This is a genomic window from Nonomuraea pusilla (assembly GCF_900109355.1).
Classification (GTDB): domain Bacteria; phylum Actinomycetota; class Actinomycetes; order Streptosporangiales; family Streptosporangiaceae; genus Nonomuraea; species Nonomuraea pusilla.
Genome location: NZ_FOBF01000017.1, coordinates 45,061 through 67,474, shown reverse-complemented (window position 1 = coordinate 67,474; position 22,414 = coordinate 45,061). Strand labels below are relative to the sequence as shown.

General features: G+C 73.0%; 17 protein-coding genes. 13 read left to right on the top strand and 4 right to left on the bottom strand.

Annotated features, from left to right (window positions below):
• Positions 1 to 67 precede the first annotated feature (67 nt).
• Entirely contained in the window at positions 68 to 1,204 is a 1,137-nt protein-coding gene (locus BMX74_RS29905; RefSeq protein ID WP_091104017.1) for a S1C family serine protease, read from the bottom strand.
• 232 nt (positions 1,205 to 1,436) lie between these two features.
• Here BMX74_RS29905 and BMX74_RS44415 point away from each other — a divergent pair, with 232 nt between their 5' ends.
• Entirely contained in the window at positions 1,437 to 1,577 is a 141-nt protein-coding gene (locus tag BMX74_RS44415) for a hypothetical protein (RefSeq protein WP_176573504.1), read from the top strand.
• A gap of 228 nt (positions 1,578 to 1,805) precedes the next feature.
• On the opposite strand, the gene BMX74_RS29900 is transcribed toward BMX74_RS44415, so the two are convergent.
• Positions 1,806 to 2,360, bottom strand: coding sequence for a hypothetical protein (locus BMX74_RS29900; protein ID WP_091104015.1), 555 nt, complete (start codon positions 2,358 to 2,360; stop codon positions 1,806 to 1,808).
• A 696-nt stretch (positions 2,361 to 3,056) separates the two neighbouring features.
• Here BMX74_RS29900 and BMX74_RS29895 point away from each other — a divergent pair.
• The 7 genes from BMX74_RS29895 (at position 3,057) to BMX74_RS29870 (ending at position 14,135) form a co-directional block, all read left to right on the top strand.
• Positions 3,057 to 3,821: a hypothetical protein gene (locus tag BMX74_RS29895; protein ID WP_055506716.1), complete on the top strand. Its 765-nt coding sequence runs from the start codon at positions 3,057 to 3,059 to the stop codon at positions 3,819 to 3,821.
• 63 nt (positions 3,822 to 3,884) lie between these two features.
• The gene (locus BMX74_RS29890; protein WP_055506717.1) at positions 3,885 to 6,065 is read left to right on the top strand and encodes an acyl-CoA dehydrogenase family protein; all 2,181 of its coding nucleotides are present in this window, start codon (positions 3,885 to 3,887) and stop codon (positions 6,063 to 6,065) included.
• Positions 6,066 to 6,313: 248 nt separating this feature from the next.
• On the top strand, positions 6,314 to 7,909 hold the full coding sequence (locus BMX74_RS43350) for an MmpA family trehalose lipid delivery protein (RefSeq protein ID WP_143078809.1): 1,596 nt from the start codon (positions 6,314 to 6,316) through the stop codon (positions 7,907 to 7,909).
• 113 nt (positions 7,910 to 8,022) lie between these two features.
• Positions 8,023 to 8,157, top strand: coding sequence for a hypothetical protein (locus BMX74_RS45910; protein WP_256257341.1), 135 nt, complete (start codon positions 8,023 to 8,025; stop codon positions 8,155 to 8,157).
• 10 nt (positions 8,158 to 8,167) lie between these two features.
• Positions 8,168 to 8,977: a glycosyltransferase gene (locus tag BMX74_RS29880; RefSeq protein WP_091104014.1), complete on the top strand. Its 810-nt coding sequence runs from the start codon at positions 8,168 to 8,170 to the stop codon at positions 8,975 to 8,977.
• Positions 8,974 to 10,092 carry a glycosyltransferase family 4 protein gene (locus BMX74_RS29875; protein WP_091104012.1) on the top strand — a complete coding sequence of 373 codons (1,119 nt, stop codon included), beginning with the start codon at positions 8,974 to 8,976 and terminating at the stop codon, positions 10,090 to 10,092. The genes BMX74_RS29880 and BMX74_RS29875 overlap by 4 nt, the downstream gene beginning before the upstream one ends.
• Positions 10,089 to 14,135, top strand: coding sequence for an alpha-(1->3)-arabinofuranosyltransferase domain-containing protein (locus tag BMX74_RS29870; protein WP_091104011.1), 4,047 nt, complete (start codon positions 10,089 to 10,091; stop codon positions 14,133 to 14,135). Before BMX74_RS29875 ends, BMX74_RS29870 begins: the two co-directional genes overlap by 4 nt.
• On the opposite strand, the gene BMX74_RS29865 is transcribed toward BMX74_RS29870, so the two are convergent.
• A complete protein-coding gene (locus tag BMX74_RS29865; protein ID WP_091104009.1) occupies positions 14,059 to 15,225 on the bottom strand; it encodes an acyltransferase family protein in 1,167 nt (388 codons plus the stop codon). The two genes, BMX74_RS29870 and BMX74_RS29865, sit on opposite strands and share 77 nt — an antisense overlap.
• 157 nt (positions 15,226 to 15,382) lie before the next feature.
• Between BMX74_RS29865 and pgfA the strand changes: the two genes are divergently transcribed.
• Together pgfA and BMX74_RS29855 are read left to right on the top strand one after the other, a co-directional pair.
• The gene (pgfA, locus tag BMX74_RS29860) at positions 15,383 to 16,297 is read left to right on the top strand and encodes a cell envelope lipid trafficking protein PgfA (protein WP_091104008.1); all 915 of its coding nucleotides are present in this window, start codon (positions 15,383 to 15,385) and stop codon (positions 16,295 to 16,297) included.
• 250 nt (positions 16,298 to 16,547) lie between these two features.
• The gene (locus BMX74_RS29855) at positions 16,548 to 17,654 is read left to right on the top strand and encodes an NAD(P)H-dependent flavin oxidoreductase (RefSeq protein ID WP_055506723.1); all 1,107 of its coding nucleotides are present in this window, start codon (positions 16,548 to 16,550) and stop codon (positions 17,652 to 17,654) included.
• 180 nt (positions 17,655 to 17,834) lie between these two features.
• On the opposite strand, the gene BMX74_RS29850 is transcribed toward BMX74_RS29855, so the two are convergent.
• Positions 17,835 to 18,644: a crotonase/enoyl-CoA hydratase family protein gene (locus tag BMX74_RS29850; protein WP_091104097.1), complete on the bottom strand. Its 810-nt coding sequence runs from the start codon at positions 18,642 to 18,644 to the stop codon at positions 17,835 to 17,837.
• A 293-nt stretch (positions 18,645 to 18,937) separates the two neighbouring features.
• Here BMX74_RS29850 and BMX74_RS29845 point away from each other — a divergent pair, with 293 nt between their 5' ends.
• The 3 genes from BMX74_RS29845 to BMX74_RS29835 are packed head-to-tail and all read left to right on the top strand — an operon-like array spanning position 18,938 to position 22,410.
• Positions 18,938 to 20,491, top strand: coding sequence for an acyl-CoA synthetase (locus BMX74_RS29845; RefSeq protein ID WP_091104006.1), 1,554 nt, complete (start codon positions 18,938 to 18,940; stop codon positions 20,489 to 20,491).
• The gene (locus tag BMX74_RS29840) at positions 20,481 to 21,380 is read left to right on the top strand and encodes a Zn-ribbon domain-containing OB-fold protein (RefSeq protein WP_420538148.1); all 900 of its coding nucleotides are present in this window, start codon (positions 20,481 to 20,483) and stop codon (positions 21,378 to 21,380) included. The genes BMX74_RS29845 and BMX74_RS29840 overlap by 11 nt, the downstream gene beginning before the upstream one ends.
• 10 nt (positions 21,381 to 21,390) lie before the next feature.
• Entirely contained in the window at positions 21,391 to 22,410 is a 1,020-nt protein-coding gene (locus BMX74_RS29835) for a lipid-transfer protein (protein ID WP_055506725.1), read from the top strand.
• Positions 22,411 to 22,414 lie beyond the last annotated feature (4 nt).

The following is a 22,414-nucleotide window of genomic DNA, read 5'->3' as shown; positions in this document are numbered from 1 at the left end:
CGTCAGGGCCGGCCGCGTGAGGGCGGGCGAGGGGAGGCGCGCTGCCGGGGTGAGGGGCGGCGGCGGTTCAGTCGCCGCTGAGCTCGCCGAGGGTGACGGCGACCGTGCTGGTCGAGCCGTCCGCGTGCCGCACCTCGATCTTCACCTGCTCGCCCGGCTTGAGCTGGGCGAGCGTCTCGGCCAGCGCCGCCATCGTGGGCGTCTGGGTGCCGTTGACGGAGACGATCACGTCGCCCGCGCGGATGCCCGCCTTCTCCGCGCCGCCGCCCTTGAGGACGCGGGCCACGCCGACGCCGCTCGGACGGCCGTCCGAGCCGATGATCGTGCTGCCCTCGATGCCGATGGCGGCCCGGTGGCTGTTGGTCACCTTGCCCTGCTTGACGATCTGGCCGGCGATGTCGGTGGCGGTGTTGCTCGGGATCGCGAAGCCGATGCCTGGCGCGGCGCCGCCGCCGAGGTCGGGGTCGAGGGCGGCGAGCGTCGGGATGCCCACGACCTGGCCGGACAGGTCCACCAGGGCGCCGCCGCTGTTGCCCGGGTTGATCGCGGCGGACGTCTGGATCGCGCCGCTGATGGTCGCGCCCGTGGAGTCGGGGTTCTGCGGCTCGGTGACGGTGCGCCCCAGCGCGGAGACGATGCCCTCGGTCACGCTGCCCGACAGGCCCAGCGGGTTGCCCATGGCCAGCACGATCTGGCCGACGCGCAGCTTGGACGAGTCGCCGAACCTGGCCGGGCGCAGCCCGCGCGGGTCGTCCACCTTGACGACCGCGAGGTCGCCCGCCTCGAACGCCTTGACCAGCCGCGCCGGCCTGGACGGGCCTCCGCCTGCCGTGGTGACGGTCATCTTGGTGGCCTTGCCCACGACGTGGGCGTTGGTGAGGATGTGGCCGCCGGCGTCGTACACGATGCCGGACCCGAGGCCGACCTTGGTGTTGATCTGGACGATCGACGGCAGGACGTCCGTGATGACCCGCTCGTAGGCCGCCTCCAGCGACTGCACGGAGCCCGGCACGGCGGCGGAGGGCGCGGCCGGCGTGGACGCCGGGCCGGGGGCCGTGGGCGACCCGGCGGGGGACGTGGCGGGAGGCGTGGCGGGCGCGGCCGGCGAGGCGGCCACGCGCAGCGCGGCGCCGGTCGGCGTGGCGGAGCCGCAGCCGGCCAGCAGCGCGGCGGCGGCCAATCCCGTGATGAGGCTCCGGAGCATGTCGCACCTCTTCCCGGAGCGGGACGAAAGACACGCCGGCCCGCGGACCGTGCGCGGGCGCCGCTTCATGCGAGGCTCCGGCCCCGGGGCGAGAAACGCGCGCCCCGCAACGGGCGGAACGGTCCCGAACTGCTGCCCAAAAGTATCCACAACCCAGGTCAATCCCGCCGATGATCTGATTGAGGCGTTATTTGCGGGCATGTCGGCGCTTGTATGGGAAAGGAGCGACATTATGGCTATCCATCGCTACTTGCCGGTAGCCGGAAGCTGCCTGCCCGGGTCGATCATGCCGACGCCGAGCCCGAACGACCGCACCGACGACAACCGCCGTCGCCGCCGCAGCCGGCACAGCGCCGGGTTCGTCTTCGGCTGATCCCCGGCCCGTCGCCGAACCCCGGCCCGTCGCTGAAGCGCGGACGGCTGCTGCACCGCGGCCCTCCGTTGAAGCGCGGACGGCCGCTGAAGTGTGGCCCGCCGTCGAACTGGGGCCCTCGTCGCGAGCTCGACCCCGAGCCGGGCCCGCGGCGACGGGCGGACCCGTCCGGCGGCGTCCAGGTGAGGCCCGCCGGTGGCGAGGCCGGCCCCCGCTCATCGGTCCCCGTCACTTGTCGGACAGCCTGCGCCCCCGGAACATCGGGTGCTTGGTCTCCCAGTACCGCCAGCCCTCGATCCTGGCTGGGACGTTCGCGATGCCCGACGCCACCTCCACCTGCCGGCAGGTCCCGAGCACCGACCACATCGACCAGCCGACCCGGTAGCCGAACACGCGGTACCACAGGTTGCCGTACTTGCCCTTGCTGATCTCCCGCGAGTACTCGTGGCCGACGAAGACCATGTGGCGCTCCTCCAGGTGCGGCAGGCCGAGCTTGCGCAGGTGGCGCACGACGTCGTCGACGGTCACGTTGACCTGCCGCTCCTTCTCCGTCTCCAGGTACGCGAGCACCTCGTGCTCCCTGGTGACCGTGGCCGTCATCGTCCCGCCGGGGCCGTCGGTGAAACGGGTGCGGGGTAGGAAGAAGTTGCGCGGCGACAGGTGACCGTGCTTGAAGAAGGTGCGCGGCTCGCACCAGCGGCGGCCCAGTGCCTCGGATGCTGTGGTCGCGCTCGCCGCCGGGGCCAGGGCGGCAACCAGAAGGATCGAAAGTGGGCCACTCATCGCCATTTTCGTCATTCTGTTCCGAATAATCATGAAAAGGTGCCGTTCCTTTCCGGTATGCCTGCTGGGCGGGCACGGTAGAGAAGACCAGCACGATGTTTGCAGTCACCGCGAATCACGCCACATCGCCACACCGAACCCGAATTCCCCGTACCGGAAAAGAATCGGTGAAGAATGGGTGGCGTAGGTGTAGGCGCGACGGGCGCGGGTCCCCGCGCGGGCTGGACGGCGTCGTGGCGACGGGGGCGGGGCGCGCGCCCGGTGAGGCCGTCCGGCAGGGCCGCCTTCCAGAATGAGATTCTGTAAGGGCTGTGGCGGAAATATCCCGGGTCAGGGTGACGTAACCTCAAGGCCATGGCGGACGTCGGCGACCAGAACCCCCCACAGGATCCCCCCACGGCACCGTTTCGCAAGGTCGTCCTGCCGGCGGAGGAGACGGTCAGGATCCCGCGCCCGGCGCAGAGGCCGTACGTGCCGCCCGGGCAGCCCGGGGCCCCGCCCGCCGGACCTCCACCCACCGGGCCCCACCAGGTCTGGCCGCAGGCCACTGGCCGGCAGGCCCCCCGCCCACAGGCGCCCTACGCGGGCCCGCAGCGCCCCGCCGGTCCCCAGGGCTCCGGCGGTCCGCAGGGCCCTGCGGGTCCGAAGGGTCCTGGGGGGCCGTCGGCCGCTGCCACGCCGCAGGTCTTCCGGGTCGTGCCGCCGCCCCCGCCGAGGCGGCGCGGGCTGGGCGACATCCCGATCAAGGTGGTCTACCTGGTGGCGGCCATCGTCGCGACCGTGCTCGCCGTCCTGCTCATCTTCGTGGTCTTCTCCGGGGACGTGCCGACCAGGCAGACGCAGGACCAGACCGCCGTCTCGATCGTGCCCGTGCCGCCCGCCACGGCGACGCCCACGCCCACCGTCAGCGAGGCGCCCCTTCCCGCCGTGCCGGAGAGCAAGAAGTTCGCGCCGCTGTCCGGGAAGGCGAGCGCGACCAAGGGCACGGTCACCGACAAGGCGTCGGGTATCTCCTATCCCCGGCTGGGCGGGTCGTGGTCGGCCAAGTCGTTCCCGCCGTTCTCCGTGGCGCAGCGCGTGGGCAAGGTGGAGGCGCCGTACACCGTGGCCGCCTCGGCGATGCTGCCCGGCGACGCGCCCGCGGCCAAGCCGTCCACCGACGCCGACTACCGCGCCATCGCCGTCCAGGCGGCCCGCTGGACGCTGCGCACCCAGTACCCCGAGGGCGCCACGCTCACGGCCTGGACGGCCTCCAGGAAGGTGCCCGTGGGCAAGGGCTGGACGCTGGCGTTCACGGTCTCGTACCCCTCGGGGAACGCCCGGCAGGTGGGGCAGGCCATGGTGACGGTCGTCGAGGTGGGCAAGACCAAGCCCGCCATGCTCGTGGGCTCGATCCCGCAGAGCGGCAAGGCGTACTGGCGCGATCTGAACACCCTCGCGGACAAGGTTCGCCCGCTCTAGGCTTAGAAGCATCCTCTAGAATATGGTTCTAGGCATGGACTGCGACCTGACGGAGGATGAGCTATGGCGATCGGGTTGAGCGAGGAGCACGAGGCGCTCCGCGAGTCGGTGAGCGGCTGGGCCGAGCGCAACATCTCGTCCGAGATGCTGCGTTCCGCGGACAGCGGCGGGCGTCCGCCGTTCTGGGCCGGGCTCGCCGAGCAGGGCCTGCTCGGGCTGCACCTGCCCGAGGACTCCGGCGGCTCCGGGTACGGGCTGCTGGAGGCCGCCGTGGCCGTCGAGGCGCTCGCCGAGCGCATGGCGCCGGGGCCGTACGTGCCGACCGTGCTCGCCGGCGCCGTCATCAGCGCCTCCAAGCGGAACGACCTGCTGGCGCCCCTCGCCGACGGCACGCTCACCGGCGCCGTCGCCCTCACCGCGGCGCTCACCGGCGCCCCCGCCGAGGACGGCTCGCTGACCGTCTCCGGCACCGCCGAGCCCGTGCTCGGCGGTTCGCTCGCCGACGTGCTCGTCCTGCCCGTGTCCACGCCCGACGGCGAGAAGTGGGTCGCGCTCGACGCCTCCGCCGCCACCGTCACCGCCCTCAAGTCGCTCGACCTCACCCGGCCCGTGGCCAGGGTCGAGCTGGCGGACGTCACCGTGCCCGCCGACCGCGTGCTCGACGGCGTCGAGACGCTCGACGTGCGCAACCTGGCCGCCGTCCTGTTCGGCGCGGAGGCCGCCGGCCTCGCCTCCTGGTGCGTCGAGGCCGCCGCCCGGTACGCCAAGGTACGCGTGCAGTTCGGGCGGCCCATCGGCCAGTTCCAGGGCATCAAGCACAAGCTGTCGCGCATGCTCGTCGCGCTGGAGCAGGCCCGCGCCACCGTCTGGGACGCCACCCGCGCCGACGGCCGCGAGCTGGAGTTCGCCGCCGCCGTGGCCGGGGTCATGGCCCCCGACGCGGCCGTCCAGTGCGCCAAGGACGCCATCCAGACGTTCGGCGGCATCGGCTACACCTTCGAGCACGACGTCCACCTCTACTACCGCAGGGCCCTCACCCTGCGCGCGCTGCTCGGGCCGTCCGCCGAGTGGGCCGCCACCGTGACGGCGCTGGCCCTGCAGGGCGTCGGCCGCGAGATGGAGATCGACCTGCCCGAGGACGCCGAGGAACTGCGCGAGTCGATCCGGGCGGAGATCGCCGAGATCGCCCGGCTGGAGGGCGTCGAGCAGCGGCGCGAGCTCGCCGCGCGCGGCTTCGTCATGCCGCACCTGCCCAGGCCGTGGGGGCGCGACGCCAAGCCGCTGGAGCAGGTGCTCATCGCGCAGGAGCTCAAGGCCGCCAAGGTGCGGCTGCCCGCCATGATCATCGGTGCCTGGGTGGTGCCGTCCATCGCCGTGTACGGCACCAGGGAGCAGCAGGAGCGCTTCCTGCCCAGGACGCTCAGCGGCGAGACGATGTGGTGCCAGCTCTTCTCGGAGCCCGGCGCCGGGTCCGACCTGGCGTCGCTGCAGATGAAGGCGGAGAAGGTCGAGGGCGGCTGGCGGCTCAACGGCCAGAAGATCTGGACGTCCGTCGCGCACGTCGCCGAATGGGGCATCTGCATCGCCCGTAACTCCTCCGAGGGGTCCAAGCACGAGGGCATCACGTACTTCCTGGTGGACATGAAGGCCCCAGGCGTGACCGTCAGGCCCCTCACCGAGATGACCGGCGAGAACCTGTTCAACGAGGTCTTCCTCGACGACGTCTTCGTCCCTGACGAGCTGGTCGTGGGCGAGGTCGGCCAGGGCTGGCAGGTCGCGCGCAACACGCTGTCGAACGAGCGGGTCTCGCTGTCGTCCGGCTCGGGCGGCACCGGCGCGTCCGTGCCCGACCTGCTCGGCCTCGTCGGACGGCTCGGGCGCGAGCTCACCCCGGTGGAGGCGTACGAGGTGGCGGGGGTGGTCTGCGAGGGCCACTCGATCAACGCGCTGTCGCTGCGGGTCACGCTCAAGCAGCTCGCCGGCACCGAGCCGGGCGCCGACGCCTCCGTGCGCAAGCTGCTGTCGACCTCGCACGCGCAGCACGTCTCGGAGACGGCCGTCAGCCTGCTCGGCCCGGCCGCGACGGTGGCGGCCGACATGAAGCTCGGCGACGCCGGCTACTGGAACCGCGCCGTGCTCTCCACGCGGGCGATGACCATCTACGGCGGCACCACGGAGGTGCAGCTCAACATCATCGGCGAGCGCATGCTCGGGCTGCCCAGGGACCCGGAGCCCGGCAAGTAGCCCACCTTCGGGCGACGGCCACCCTGTGAGGGGGTGGCCGTCCTTGGAGGGGCGGTGGGCGTCCCGTCCGCAGGAGGTGGCCGGTCTGTGAGGGGGTGGCCGTCCTTCGGGGGGTGGTGGGCGTCCTGTGCGTAGGGGGCGGCTCTTCTTGGGCTTGTCGGGTGGCGGTCGGCTGTGTGGGCCGGACTGGGCCGTAGCCGGCATTGTGTGCGGATCGGGCATTGGTGGGGTTGTGGTGTCATAGCGGGATGCCGCACACCTCCCGGGCAGGGGCCGCCTCCGCCCTTCTCGGGCTCGCCCTGGGCTGCCTGGCGCTCGGGCCGGGCCTGGCCTGGGGGTTCGTGCTGCTCCAGGACATGGTGTTCGTGCCAGATCCGGCGTTCTCGCCGTTCACCTTCGGGCTGGCCGGGGGAGCGGCGCGGGTCGTTCCCAGCGACGCGGTGGTCACCGCGCTGGCCCAGGTGCTGCCCGCGGAACTGGTGCAGAAGGCGATCCTGCTCGGGATCTTCGTGCTGGGCTGCTCGGGGGCCGCGCTGCTGACGCCCTCCGCCTCCCTGGGGGCGCGGCTCGTGGCCGGGGCGTTCTACGTCTGGAACCCGTACGTGGCCGAGCGGCTGCTCATGGGACAGTGGGCGCTCCTGCTCGGCTACGCCGGGCTGCCCTGGGTGGTACGCGCCCTGGCGTCCGGCCCCCGCCACGGGCGGCGGCTCGCGGTCGCGATGGTGCCCGCCGCCGTGGGCGGGTTCGCCGCCATGACGGTGACGGCGGTCACCGCGCTCCCCACCGCCGCCCTGATGGGACCGTCAGGCGGGAAGGCGCGGGCGGTGACCGCCGGGCGGGTCGCCGCGTGGCTGGTGGCGTTCGCGCTGCCGTGGCTCGCGGTCACTGCGCTGCGGCCGGTGGCGCTCGCCGGTGACCCGCTCGGGGTGGACGCCTTCGCGGCCAGGGCCGACGGGCCGTTCGGCGCCGTCGTGAGCGTCGTGTCGCTGGGCGGGATCTGGAACGCCCACGCCGTGCCCGCCGGCTACGACACCGTGCCGGGGGCCGTGGCCAGGCTGGTGCTGGTGATCGCCGGGGTCGTCTGGTTCCTGCGCTCCGACGTGCCGTACAGGAAGGGGCTGGCGGCGGCGGCCGCGGTGGGGCTGGGCGTCGCCTGCCTCGGGGTGGGCGAGCCGGGCAGGGCGGCGCTGCGCTGGGCGGTGGAGACGTGGGCGGGGTTCGCGGTGTTCCGCGACGCGCAGCAGTACGTGGCGCCGCTGGCGCTCGTCGCGGCCGTGGGGCTGGGCCTGCTCACCGAGGCGGCGGGCCGGGCGGTGCCGGCGCGGGCCCGGACGGGGGTGGCGGCGGTGCTGGTCGCGGTGCCCGTCGCGGTGCTGCCGACGATGGCGTGGGGCGCGCTGGGCGCGCTCGACGCGGTGGCGTACCCGGCGAGCTGGACGGCCGCGCGCGAGGCCGTGCGGCGTGACGGCGCGGAGGGGGACGTGCTGGTGCTGCCGTTCGAGTCGTACCGGCGCTTCCCGTGGAACGGCGGCAGGGCGCTGCTCGACCCGGCGCAGCGGTTCTTCGCCGTGCCGGGGCGGCGGGTGGTCAGCAACGACGCCGTACGCGTCGGCGGGACGGTCGTCGCGAGCGAGGACCCCCGGGCGCAGGCGGTAGAACGCGTACTAGATGGATCATCGCCGGACCTTGCCGCGGCGGGGTTTAGGTACGTCGTGGTCGATGCCGGGACGCCGGGGGAGCTTCGGCGCTTCGAGGGGTGGCTGCGCGGCGCCAGGCTGGTGATCAGCGGTTCTGATCTGCGACTGTACCGATTCGATGGTTCTGTTCCGTCAGTAAAGTCGTAAAATGGCCGTTGATCAGCCCTTTTGTAAAGATTTCGTCTAGCTACTAGCTAGTAGCAAGAATTGGTTCTAGGTTAGGCACGGCCCGCACCTAGTCCGCGCACGGAGGAACCCTCATGATCAAGATCCTCTTAGCAGCGATCATAGGCGTGGCCGTTGCGACCCTCGTGGCGACGGTCACCACGGTCTCTCTCACCGGCGCCACCACCACGCCGGTCAACCAGCCGCTCTACAACTACGGCGACCGGTAGCCCGATCCTGATGCCGCCCTCCTCCCCAGGGGACGAGAGGACGAGCCGACCACCACTGCTTGAGATCGTCATCCCCGCCCGCAACGAGGAAGGACGACTCCCCGGGGGCCTCCTGCAGCTGTGCGCGAAGCTTGCCCGCATGCCGTTCCCGTCCCGCGTCATCGTCGTCGACAACAACAGCACGGACGGCACCGCCGAGATCGTCAGGACCTGGCCGGCCGGCCGGGTGCCGGTGCGCCTGGTGGCGTGCGCGACCCCCGGCAAGGGAGCCGCCGTGCGCGCAGGACTGCTGGCGACGTCCGCGCCCTTCGTGGGCTTCTGCGACGCCGACATGGCCACCGACCTGGACGCCGTCGACTCCGCCCTCGGGCTGCTGCTGTCCGGGGAACGTGTGGTGATCGGCTCCAGGGCCCACGCCGGCTCGGTCGTCGAGAACCGCCACAGCAAGGTGCGCGAGCTGGGCGCCTTCGGCTTCCGCGCGCTCGCCGCCGCGCTCGTGCCCGGCGTCAGCGACACCCAGTGCGGCTTCAAGTTCTTCGACGGCGTGCTGGCCCGCGACGTCGCCGCCGGCCTGCGCACGCCCGGCTTCGCGTTCGACGTGGAGCTGCTGGCCCGCTGCGCCGCGCGCGGCGCCAAGGTGCTGGAGATCCCCGTGAACTGGCATGACATGCCGGGCTCGCGCTTCTCCCCGGCCCGCCACAGCCTCGGCATCCTCCTGGAGATGGGCCGGATCTGGCTGCGGCTACGGCTGCGGAGCCGTCCGCGTGCCGCCGTCGGCCCGGCCTGGGAGCCGCCGCTCGACCCCGTCGGATATCCGTGAAGATCGCGCTGGTCAACTGGCGTGACCCGTGGCACCCGCACGCCGGTGGCGCCGAGACGTTCGCATGGGAGCTGGCCAGGCGGTTCGCGCGCGAGGGGCACGAGGTGCGCTTCGTCACGGCGCGCGCGCCCGGCCAGGCGGCCGGCGACGTCGTGGACGGCGTGCGCGTGCGCCGCATGGGCGGCGTGTTCACCGTCTACCCGCTGGCGCTGGCCTGGCTGCTGCTCCGCCGCGGCCGCTTCGACGTGGTGCTGGACTGCCAGAACGGCATCCCGTTCTTCACGCCGTGGGCGGTCGGCCGGCGGACCAGGGTGTTCCTGGTGATGCACCACGTGCACGACCGGCAGTTCGGCGTGCACCTGCCGCCGTGGCTGGCCGCCGTCGGACGGTTCCTGGAGGGGCCCGCCGCCCGCTGGAGCTACCGGCGGCACGTGAGCGTGGCGGTCTCCCCCTCGACCGTCAGGGCGATGCGGGAGCGGCTGCGCTGGACGGGGCCCGTCCACATCGTGCCGAACGGGGTGAGCGTCGCCTCGCCCGGCGACGCCGGGAGGAGCCTGTCGCCGCGCCTGGTGCACGTCGGCAGGCTCGTCGCGCACAAGCGCCTCGACCTGCTGCTCGACGCGGTGCCCGAGCTGCGGCGGCGCTGGCCGGGCCTCACGCTGGACGTGGTCGGCAGGGGGCCGGAGGAGGAGCGGCTGCGGGCGCGGCTGCCCGAGGGGGTCACCCTGCACGGCTACCTGTCCGAGGAGGAGAAGGCGGCGATCGTCGCGCGGGCGTGGCTGCACGTGAACGCCTCCCAGGGCGAGGGCTGGGGGCTGTGCGTGCTGGAGGCGGCGGCGCTGGGCGTGCCGACGGTGGCGTACGACGTGGACGGGCTGCGCGACGCGGTACGCCACGGCGAGACGGGCTGGCTGCTGCCCGAGGGCGCCGACCTGGCCGAAGGGATTGCCGGGGCACTCCACGAGCTGGACCACACTTATACGGTGAAATGTCGGGAATGGGCCGGGCGGTTCTCCTGGGACGCCAGCGCGGCACGGCTCGCCGCGCTCATGCGCGGGGAGCAGCCCTCGCCGCTGTGGCACGGGGAGACCCCGGTGCTGCGGGGTGAGCGGTGAGCGAGCGGGCGCGGCACCGGCTCTGGCTGCTGATCTGCTGCTTCGGCTTCGCCGTGCTCACGTTCACCACCAAGCCGGGCCACCTGATCTCCGACACCAAGATGGACCTCGCGCTCAACCCGGTCGGCTGGCTGGAGCGCGCCTCCCACCTGTGGGACCTGCAGCACTTCGGCCAGCTCCAGAACCAGGTCGCGGGCTACGTCTTCCCCATGGGCCCGTTCTTCGCGCTCGGCGACCTGGCCGGCATCGCGCCGTGGGTGACCCAGCGGCTCTGGATCACCCTGCTGCTGTGCGTCGGCTTCCTCGGCGTCGAGCGGCTGGGCGCGCGGCTCGGCGTCGGCACGCCGGGCACCAGGATCGTGGCCGGGCTGGCGTACGCGCTGGCCCCGCGCACCCTGTCGATCATCGGCGAGATCTCCATCGAATGGCTGCCCGCCGCGATGCTGCCGTGGATCGTCCTCCCGCTGCTCACCGCCTCGGAGACCGGGCAGCGGGCGCGCGGCGCGGTCAGGTCGGCGCTGGCCGTGGCGCTGTGCGGCGGCGTCAACGCGGTGGCCGTGCTGGCCGTGCTCGTCGCGCCCGTCCTCTGCGTGCTCACCAGGCCCCGCCCCGTGCCGCGCTGGCGGCTGCTCGGCTGGTGGTCGGGCGCCGTCGCCGTCGCCACCCTGTTCTGGTGGCTGCCGCTGCTGCTCGTCGGCCGGTACGCCTTCTCGTTCCTGCCGTACACGGAGACCGCGGGCACCACCACGCAGGTCACGTCGCTGACGAACGTGCTGCGCGGCGCCTCCGACTGGGTGCGCTACCTGCCGCTGACCGGCGTGTTCGACCAGCCGCCCGGGTTCGCGATCGCCACGTCGGCCGCCATGGTCGTGGTCACCGGCGCGCTGGCCGTGCTCGGGCTGGCCGGGCTCGCCCGCACGGACCTGCCCGCGCGCGGCTTCCTGGTCGCGCTGTTCCTGGTCGGCGTGACCGCGCTGGTCGCGGGGCACGTCAGCGCGCTGGAGCCGTTCGTGGCCGAGCAGGTGCGCTGGCTGCTGGACGGCCCGCTCGCGCCGCTGCGCAACCTGCGGAAGTTCGACCCGCTCGTGCGGCTCGCCCTCGCGTACGGGCTCGCCCACCTGCTCGTCCGCGCCCGGCTGCCACTGCGGACGATCGCCGTGGCGGCGTTCGCCGCGCTCGTGCTGCCCGTCCTCAACCAGGGCCTGGCCGCGCCCGGCGACTTCAAGGACGTGCCGCCGTACTGGCGGGAGGCCGCGTCCTGGCTGAACCAGAACGCCGGCGACGACGGCGTGCTGGTGGTGCCCGGCTCGAAGTTCGCCGAGTACGCCTGGGGCAGGCCGATGGACGAGCCGCTCCAGGCGCTCACCACGGCCCGCTGGACGGAGCGCCAGATCACGCCGCCCGGCTCGGTCGGCCTGTCGCGCCTGCTCGACGCCATCGACGAGCGGCTCGCCGCCGGCGAGGGGTCGGCCGGGGTGACCGAGGTGCTGCGCCGGATGGGCGTGCACTACCTGCTCGTCAGGAACGACCTGCTGCGCGAGACGCTGAAGGGCGCCTGGCCGGCCCGGGTGTTCGAGGCGCTGAGCGAGTCGCCCGGCATCGTCAAGGTCCGCTCGTTCGGCCCGCAGCTCGGCGACCCGGTGGGCGACGACGCCGTGGACACCCTGGACGCGCCGTTCCCCGCCCTCGACCTGTACGAGGTGACCGGCGGCTCCGACGTGGTCGCCGTGCAGCCGGCCGGGGAGTCGCTGCGGCTGCGCGGCGGGCCCGACTCGCTGCTCGCCATGGGCGACCTCGGCCTGCTCGGCGACGGCCCCGTCCTGGTGAACGACGACGCGGGCAAGCGCGAGGCGCCGACCGTGGTGAGCGACGCGCTGCGGCTGCGGGAGCGCTCGTTCGGCGAGATCAGGTCGAACGAGACGCCGACGCTGACGGCGGGAGAGCGCGCGCGGTTCACCGGCGTGCATGAGCTCGACCTGCTGGAGGACGGCTGGCTGGACGACACCGCGACCGCCGGGTACGACGGCATCGCGGGCATCACGGCGTCGTCCTCGGTGGCCGACGCCCAGGCCCCGGCGGCGCTCAGCACGCCGGGCCGCGGCCCGTGGGCGGCGATGGACGGCAACGCCGGCACCGGCTGGGAAAGCGACGGCGTCCACCCGGCGCAGGGCCAGTGGCTGCGCGTGGACCTGCCCTCTCGCCGCGAGGTCCAGGACGTCAAGGTGATGTTCACGGTGAACCCGCTGCTCGGCCCCGCCGTCACCCGGGTGGCGGTGGAGACGGAGACGGGCCGGAACGAGCTGGACGTCCGCGCCACCTCCGACCCGCAGACGCTGGCCGTGCCGCACGGCCCGACGGCCTGGATCAGGATCAGGGTGCTGGCGACGTCCGGCGCGTGGAGCTACGGGCAGCGGGTCGGCATCACCGAGCTGGCCGTCCCCGGAGTCACCGCGCAGCGCACGATCAGGCTGCCGGGGGCGGGCGGCGACGTGTTCGTCATGGACAAGGGGCTCGACGCGCGGCCCGCCTGCATGCGGGGCGCGCGCCGCTGGGTGTGCAACCCGCTAGTCCTGCCCCGGCAGGGCGAGGAGAGCGCCGGGTTCGACCGCACGTTCACCGCCGGCGCCGCGGCGACGGCCGAGGTGCGCGGGTACGCGGTGCTGCGCGACCCGAAGCTCGTGGACCGGTACGTCAGGATCGGCTCCGGCCTGCCCGTCGTGACGGGGTCGTCCCAGCTCACGCAGGACGCCATGGTGTCGCCCAGGTCCGCGTTCGACGGCGACCTCACCACGACGTGGGTGCCCGCCGCCGGGGACGCCGAGCCGACGCTGACGATCGCCTGGAAGGGCGCGAAGTCGCTCTCCCGGCTCCAGATCGGCCGTACCGGCAGCGACACGCAGCCACTCGACGTCGTGGTGACGGGCGACGGCGGCCAGATCAGGGCGGGCCGGCCGGGCGCGGACGGCTGGATGACGTTCAAGCCGATGCGGACCTCGTCGCTGAAGCTGCGCTTCTACCCCGTCGCCAAGCGGCTGCAGGTGACCGAGGTGGACGTGCCGGGCGTCAGCCGGGTGCTCAGGCCGGAAGGCGTCCCGCTGCGGCTGGCCTGCGGACTCGGGCCGAAGATCCAGGTGAACGGGCGGACGATCGACACCAAGGTGACGGGCACCCACGCCGACCTGCTGGAGCAGCGGCCCCTGCAGATCACCGGGTGCGCGAAGGCGCGGCTCGCCGAGGGCGACAACCGGGTGCGGGTCGCCGGGTGGGACCCGTTCGCCGTCCAGAGCCTGGCCGTGGGGCGGCTGCCCGAGCGGCCCGCCGCCGTCGAGGGCGCCGCCGTGCGCGGCACCTGGACGCCGTCGCTGCGCGAGGTCCAGGTGGCCGCGCCGAAGGACGCCTTCCTCGTCGTCAACGAGAACGTCAACGCCGGGTGGCGGGCCGAGATCGACGGCACGACGCTGCGCCCGGTGCGGATCGACGGGTGGAAGCAGGGCTGGGAGCTGCCCGCGGGCACCACGGGCACGGTGCGGATGGAGTACCTGCCCGACCGGCCGTACCGGCTGGCGCTGGTGCTCGGGCTGGCCGGGATCGGCCTGCTGGCGCTGCTCGCCCTGGTGCTGCGCGGCCCGCGGCCCGAGCACGTCAGGGAGACCGCGCCCGCGGCGCTGTCGCGGCTGCCGAGCTGGCGGGCGCCGTACGCGGTGGTGCTGGGGGTGGCGTTCGGCTGGTGGGTGGCGAGCTGGCCCGGCGCGCTCGCGTCCGGCGCGGCTCTGCTCGCCGCGGCGGTGCTGCGCCGGCGCGGCGTGCCCGCGCACTGGGTGGCGGCGGGGACGTTCGGCGGCGCGGCCCTGTCGCTGGCCGCGGGCCTGGTGCTGCGCGGCCACGGCGTGGACGCCGCCGCGCTGATGGACCAGGTGCCGCAGCTCGCCGGCTGCGCCGCGATGGGCGTGTTCTTCTGGCAGCTCGTCAGGGAGCCGACGCCGCCTGGGGAACCGGAGCCTCAGGAGGCGGAGCAGGTGCTGACCGGCGCCCGCTCAGCCTGAGCGCGGTGGTTTCGACGAGATGGTAGCTACCGACGCTCAGCAGCAGCGACACGACGAACGACACGACCGCCGTGGCGGCGAAGTCGCCGGTGAACGGCGCGTCGCCGGTCAGGTGGCGGTACAGCGTGATCACCGGCGCGTGCCACAGGAAGAAGCTGTAGGAGACGCGGCCGAGGTACGCCGTGACGGGGTTGCCGAGCAGCCGGTGCCGCAGGGAGCCGGGGTTCGGCGCCAGCGCGAACGGCGCGACCACGAGCACGGCCACGGCGGCCTCCAGGCTCATACGCAGCAGCGCCTGCGCGAGGGTGGGCTCGTCGAGTGTGCGCGGCCCGGCGAGGGGCGTGCTGAGCACCGCGTACAGCAGGAGGGCCAGCACCAGGAGCTGGGGCGCGATCGCGTCCACCAGCCTGCTGTGCTTGATCCAGACGGACAGCACCGCGAGCGCCATGCCGCACGCGAAGAAGATCAGGTGGTACGGCAGCAGGAGGCTGAGCTGCGGCAGCCCGGCAAGCGAGGTGACCGTCACGGTGACGGCCGAGACCGCGCCCAGCGCCGCCGTCCCCCAGAGCAGCCTGACCGGGACGTTCCCGCCCTGCCTTCCCGCGCGCGCCCACCGGTGCAGCGCCCAGGCGAGGACGGGGAGCGCCAGGTAGAAGGCCATCTCGACCGGGAGCGTCCACATCTGGTACAGCCCTTCGGCCTGCGCGTCGCCCTGCACGTAGTTCTGCAGCAGCAGCATCCAGGCGAGCCAGCCGGACCAGTCGGGCTTCGTCCAGGCCCACAGGCCCAGCCCGGCGACGAGCCAGTAGACGGGCATGACGCGGGTGACGCGGCGCCACAGGTAGCGCAGCGGCCGGGGCGGCGGCGTCCCCTCGACGGCGGCGCGGGCCCACGGCCGGTACAGCAGCAGGCCCGACAGGAGGAAGAAGACGGGCACGGCGGCGCCGAGCCGGCTCATCAGCCAGGCGTACATGCCCTCCTGGTACATGACGCCGGTGTTGCTGCCGACGTGCAGCAGCCACACGCCGAGCGCGGCGGCGGCGCGTACTCCGTCGAGGGCGGCGTCCCTGGTCTTCAATGCTCGTTCCACTTTCCCGCTTTCCTAGGCGAAACCACTGTAGAACCTGTTTCTATCGATTTGGTTGCGGGTGGTTCGCGGGACGTGACGGGTGTCACCCCCTGTCATACTTTGATGCACGACGATCGCACCGGACAGCAACACGTTCTACAAAAATATGGAGGCCTCGATGGGTCGAATGTCCACCCTGGTGCTCATCGGATTCGGGGCTTTCTTCATCGCCCTGGCGCCCCTGCTGAAGTTCTGGGCCGCTGACAAGATCGTCTCCGCTCCCGCCAATCACTTCAACCGCTCGCACCTGGTGGCCGCGGGTGCCCGGTATTTCTCGCTGCGCGACCTGAAGGTGCTCACCGGCGACCTCGACATCCTCGTCACCACCCGCGGCGACGTGAAGGAGGCCGCGGGCGACCGGGTCGTCTGGGACGAGGGCACGGTGGTCAACGACATCACCAACAACCGCCCCCAGATCGACTTCGGCGAACGGCGCAGCGCCTTCAACAAGTACACCGGCGTCGGCGTGAACTGCTGCGGCAGCAGCGTGCAGAAGGAGCCCGTCACGCTGGAGGGGCAGATCTACAAGTTCCCGTTCGACGTGGAGAAGAAGACGTACAAGGTCTTCAACTCCACGGCGCAGAAGGCGTTCGACGCGAGGTTCGTACGTGAGGACACCGTGAACGGGCTGCGCGTGTACGTCTTCGAGCAGGACGTCCCGCCCACCAAGACCGGGACCCGCAGCGCGCCCGCCAACGTCCTCGGCATCAAGGGCACCACCGGCGACGTGCAGGTGGACCGCTGGTACGACGGCAGGACGACGTACTGGATCGAGCCCGTGACCGGCGCGCCCGTCAAGCAGGAGGTGCAGCGGCACGAGGTGCTGAAGACGCAGGACGGCGTGGAGCGGATGCCGGCGTTCGTCGCCACGGCGAAGATGACCGAGGACACGGTGGACAAGCTGGTCAAGGACGCCGAGAGCAGCAAGAGCCAGATCAACCTGCTGCGCAACGTCATCCCGCTGGTGTCGCTCGTGGTCGGCGTCGCCCTGGTCCTCGGTGGCATCGTCCTCTCCCGCCGCAACACCGTCTGACTCCGGCGGCGCCGTTCCGGTCGCCGCCGGGCCGCCAAGGCCCCGGCGGCGCCGTCTCCGTCCGCCGTCCCGGGCTGACCCCGCCACTCCCGTCTCTCCTTTCCCTGAGGGCCCGCTTGCGCGGGCCCTTTTCTTTTTACGCTGCGGCCGACTAGAACGCGTTATAAATTCAAGTTACCCGCCAGTACATGCCAAACATCTCCACCTAGAACGCGTTGCAGTTCACCTCCTCCGAACGTATTGTCAGGCCATGCGGACACGGGTCACGGACATGTTCGGAATCGAACTCCCGATCTTCGCCTTCAGCCACTGCAGGGACGTGGTCGCCGCGGTCAGCCGGGCGGGCGGCATGGGCGTGCTCGGCGCGCTCTACTTCACCCCGGAGGAACTGGAGACGGAGCTGTCGTGGATCGACGCCCACGTCGACGGCAAGCCGTACGGTGTGGACGTCGTCATGCCGGCCTCGTACGAGGGGGCCGACTTCCCGCCCGAGGAGCTGGTGGGCCGCCTCCAGGCGATGATCCCCGACGGCCACCGGTCGTTCGTCGAGAAGCTCCTCGCCTCCCACGGCGTGCCGGCCCTGTCGGGGGACGCCGACGCGGGCAAGGTCCTGCTCGGCTGGACGGACGCCACCGCCAGGCCGCAGGTGGAGGTCGCCCTGCGCCACCCGATCGCGCTGCTCGCCAACGCGCTCGGACCGCCGCCCGCCGACGTGGTCGAGCAGGCGCACGCCGGCGGCGTGCAGGTCGCCGCGCTCGCCTCCACGCCCCGCCACGCCCTCAAGCAGGTCGAGGTCGGCGTGGACGTGGTGGTCGCCCAGGGCACCGAGGCGGGCGGCCACACCGGCGAGATCTCCACCATGGTGCTCATCCCGCAGGTGGTGGACGCCGTGGACGTGCCCGTGCTCGCGGCGGGCGGCATCGGCAACGGCCGCCAGATGGCCGCGGGGATGGCGCTGGGCGCGGAGGGCGTCTGGACCGGCTCCCTGTGGCTGACCGTCGAGGAGGCCGACACGCCGGAGATGGCGAAGCGTCGCATCCTCGCGGCGACGTCCCGCGACACGGTCCGCTCGCGGAGCTGGACGGGCAAGCCGGCCCGCCTGCTGAAGAACGAGTGGACCGACGCCTGGGAGTCGGAGGGCTCGCCGGGGACGCTGCCGATGCCGCTGCAGTTCATGCTGGTGTCGGACGCGCTGCGGCGCATCGGCCGCTCCGACGCCGCCGAGCTGGCGACGTTCCCGGCGGGGCAGGTCATCGGCCTCACCAACCAGGTGCGCTCCACCAAGGACGTGGTGTTCGGGCTGGTGGAGGAGTACGCCGACGCGGTCGAACGACTGAGCCGCCTGACAGACGGCTGACCGCCCGGCCCGGCTCACTGACGGATGGCCGGGCGGGCCGCCCGGCTCCGGACTGAGGGGCGGGTGGCCGGGCCGGGTGGTGCGGGCCGCCCGGCTCCGGACTGAGGAACGGGTGGCCGGGCCGGGTGTTGCGGGCTCGTTCCCCGGCGGGGGCCGGGGCGCGGCCGGGGTGGCGGTGGTTCAGTGGCCCTCGTAGGTCGGGGGGCGCTTCTCGCGGAAGGCGCGGGTGCCTTCCTTGGCGTCCTCCGAGCCGATCACCGGCCAGCCCAGGTCGTCCGACACCTTCAGCGCCTCGGGCTCCGGCATGCCGAGCGTGTCGCGGTACGTGCGGAGGATGGCCTGGACGGCCAGCGGGCCGGAGGCGGCGACGGCGGCGGCCAGCTCGCGGGCGGCCTCCAGGGCCCGGCCGTCAGGCACCACCCGGTTGACCAGGCCCATCGCCAGCGCCTCGGCCGCCGTGACCGACCGTCCCGTGAGGAGGAGGTCCATCGCGTGGCAGTACGGGATCTGCCTCGGCAGCCGTACGGCGCTGCCGCCCATGGGGAACAGCGCGCGCCTGGCCTCGAACAGGCCGAGCGTGGCCGACTCGGCCACCACCCGCAGGTCGGTGCCGACGAGCAGCTCGGTGCCGCCGGCGACGGCGTACCCCTCGACGGCGCAGATGACCGGCTTGGTGGGCAGGTCCTCGCGCAGCAGGCCCTTCCAGTGGTAGTCGGGGATGCGCGCGGCGCGCGCCCGCACCTCGGGGTCCTCCGACGGCTGCCCCATGGCCTTGAGGTCGGCGCCGGAGCAGAACGTGCCGCCGGCCCCGGTCAGGATCGCCACCCGGACGCCTGGCTCGGCCGACACGTACGCCCAGGCCGACGCCATGCCGATCAGCATGTCCGCGGACAGGGCGTTGCGGGCTGCTGGCCGGTTCATGGTGACGGTCACGACGTGGCCGTCCCGTTCGACGCGGCAGTGCGGGGTGCTGATCGGCAGGAGCTCCACGGACGCCTCCACGATGGTGATCAAGCTGGTGATCAAGCGCTTGTTCGGCGCGATCCTACCTCCGCGACCGCCCGCCGACGAGCCGTCCCCCGACAAGCCGTTCCGCGGACGAGCCGTCCCTCCTGGCAAGCCGTTCCGCGGACGAGCCGTCCCGCCCGGCAAGCGCCGATCGGGGGCGTTCGGGGCGAATCAAGCGCTTGCTACGGGCAGGTCCCCGGGTTACGCTGCCCAGCAAACGAGAACACGTTCTCGTTTCCGGCTCGGGGCCTCGAACACCTGACTGAGGAGTTCAGATGGGCACGCTCGGATTCTGGAGGCTCGCGCAGGCCGATCCCGGCTGGATCGCCGCCGTCGACCCCGAAGGGACACCGCACCGCGCCGGCGACCTGCTCGCCCGCGCGAACCGGCTCGTCCACGGGCTGCGCGACCTCGGCCTGCGCCCCGGCGACGGCGTCTGCGGCCTGGTGCCCAACGGCGCGGACGGCCTCGTCCTCTACCTCGCCGCGCTCCAGGCCGGCTGGTACTACACCCCGGTTAACTGGCACCTGACCGGCCCCGAGATCGCCTACATCGTCGCCGACAGCGAGGCGAAGGCGTTCTTCGTCCACCCGCGCTTCGCCGCCGAGGGCGCGCGGGCGGCCGAGGCGATCGAGCCGCACCGCCGGTTCCTGATCGGGGGGGCGCCGGGCGTCGAGGGGTTCAGGCAGGCGGACGAGCTGACCGACGGGCAGCCGGACACCCCGCCGAGCGGCAGGACGGCCGGCGCGACCATGCACTACACGTCGGGCACCACCGGCAAGCCGAAGGGCGTGCGCCGCCCGCTCAGCGGCGCGGACCCGGACGACGCCGCCGAGCTGATGACGTTCCTGCTCGCCCTGTTCGGCATGACCCCGGGCCGTCCGAACGCCCACCTCGTCACCTCGCCCGCCTACCACACCGCCGTCACCCAGTTCGGCGGCACGGCGCTGCACATGGGCCACACCCTCGTCTACATGGACCACTGGGACGCCGAGGAGATGCTGCGGCTGTGCGAGCGCCACCGCGTCACCAGCTCCCACATGGTCCCGACGCACTTCAAGCGGCTGCTCGCCCTGCCGGAGGAGGTGCGGAGCCGCCACGACCTGTCGTCGCTGCGCTGGATGATCCACGCCGCCGCGCCCTGCCCGGTGCCGGTGAAACGGGCGATGCTGGAGTGGTGGGGCGACTGCGTCTACGAGTACTACGCGGCGACCGAGGGCGGCGGCACCATCGCCACCCCCGAGGACTGGAAGTCGCACCCCGGGACGGTCGGCAGGCCCTGGCCGATCAGTGAGCTGCTCGTCGTGGACGACGACGGCGAGCCCGTGCCGCCCGGCACCCCCGGCACGATCTACATGAAGATGACGGGCGTCGCCTTCGAGTACAAGGGCGACCCGGCCAAGACCGCGGCGAGCCGTCTGAAGGACCACTTCACCGTCGGCGACATCGGCTACCTCGACGAGGACGGCTTCCTCTACCTCTGCGACCGCAAGGCCGACCTGATCATCTCCGGGGGAGCGAACATCTACCCCGCCGAGATCGAGAACGAGATCATGATCCACCCCAAGGTCGCGGACGTGGCCGTGTTCGGCATCCCCGACGAGGAGTGGGGCGAGCAGATCAAGGCCGTGGTCGAGCCCGCGCCGGGCGTCGCGCCCGGCCCCGCGCTGGCCGCGGAGATCCTCGCCTCGCTGGAGGGCCGCCTGTCGCGCATGAAGTGGCCGAAGAGCGTCGACTTCGTCGCGCAGATGCCCCGCGAACCCAACGGCAAGCTGCTCAAACGCAAGCTCCGCGCCCCGTACTGGGAGGGACGTGACCGTGCCATCTGACCCGCTGGTCGCCCGCCACGTGCTGGAGTTCCCCGGCGGCTACACCCGCACGACCGGGCCCGTCATCGGCCGGTTCCTCACGGAGCTGCGCGCCCGCCGCCTCGTCGGCGTGCGCACCGCCGAGGGCAGGGTGCTGGTGCCGCCGCTCGAGTACGACCCCGCCACGGGAGACCCGGTCACCGGCGAGTACGTCGAGGTCGGCCCGGCGGGCACGGTCACCGCGAGCGCCTGGGTGCGCGAGCCCAGGGCGGCGCACCCGCTCGACCGCCCGTTCGCCTGGGCGCTGATCAGGCTCGACGGCGCCGACACCGCGCTCGTCCACGCCGTGGACGCCGGCGACCCCCGCGCCGTGCCGCCCGGCACCCGCGTCTGGCCGGTCTGGAAGGACGCCCCGACCGGCCAGATCACCGACATCGCGTACTTCGCGCCCGAGGTGACGAAGATCGTCTCGCCGGTCCGCGCCGAGTACCGCCTGCGGGCCGGCGGCGCGCTGCGGGTCTTCCTGGAGGGCGTCGCGCGCGGGGTCTTCCTGGGCGGGCGCTGCGCCCGCTGCGACCAGGTGTACGTGCCGTACCGGACGTCCTGCCCGGAGTGCGGCGGCCGCATCGGCGAGCCGGTCGAGCTGCCCGGCACCGGAGTGATCACCACGTTCGCCATCAACAACCTGCCCGACCCGCGCGCGCCCGAGGTGCCGTTCGTCTCCGCGTACGTGCTGCTCGACGGCGCCGACATCCCGATGATCGCGCTGATCGGCGACGTCCCCGCGCACGAGGTGCGGCAGGGCATGCGGGTCAGGGCCGTGTGGGTGCCCGAGGAGGAACGCACTCCGTCCATGGCGAACGTGCGCTGGTTCGCCCCCACGGGCGAGCCGGACATGGAGCTGTCATGAGGGGGCTGTCATGAGAGACGTCGCGGTCGTCGCCTTCGCCCAGACCCGCCACACCCGCGAGGACGCCGGGCTGAGCGAGACCGAGCTGATCCTGCCCGTGATCGACGAGGTCAAGGAGCGCACCGGGCTGACCAGGTTCGGCTTCACCTGCTCGGGGAGCTGCGACTACCTGGCGGGCGCCCCCTTCTCGTTCGTCTCCGCGCTCGACGCGATCGGCGCCTGGCCGCCGATCTCCGAGAGCCACGTCGAGATGGACGCCGCCTGGGCGCTGTACGAGGCGTGGGTGCGCCTCCAGCACGGCGACGTCGACACCGCCCTCGTCTACGGCTTCGGCAAGTCGTCGCTCGGCGACCTGCGCGAGATCATGACGCTCCAGCTCGACCCGTACTACCTCGCACCACTCGGCCTCGACCAGGTCTCGTACGCCGCGCTCCAAGCCGCCGCCGTGGACGCCGACCGCGAACTGCTCGACGGGATCGTCAGGCGCAGCAGGGCCGACGGGCGGGCCAACCCGTACGCCCCGGACCTGCCCGAGCCCGACGTAGCCGACGGGCCGGTCGCGCCGCTCAGGGCGGCCGACCTGCCGCCGATCACCGACGGGGCGGCGGCCGTCGTGCTCGCCGCCGGCGACGCGGCGCGCGAGCTGTGCGAGCGCCCGGCGTACGTCAGGGGCATCGCCCACCGGGTCGAGCCGCACTACCTCGGCATGCGCGACCTCGGCCGCTCGGTCTCGGCGGCGGACGCGGCGCGGGCCGCCGGGGTCGGCAAGGGGCCGGTGGAGGTGGCCGAGCTGCACGCCCAGTTCCCGCACGAGGAGGTCGTCCTGCGGGAGGCGCTCGGCCTGGGCGGCGACACCGTGGTCAACCCGTCGGGCGGCCCGCTCGCCGCCAACCCCGTCATGGCGACCGGGCTCATCCGGGTCGGCGAGGCGGCGCGGCGCGTCCTCGACGGCTCCGCCCGCCGCGCCGTCGCGCACGCCGCGAACGGCCCCTGCCTGCAGCACAACCTCGTGACCGTCCTGGAGGCGTGAGCCA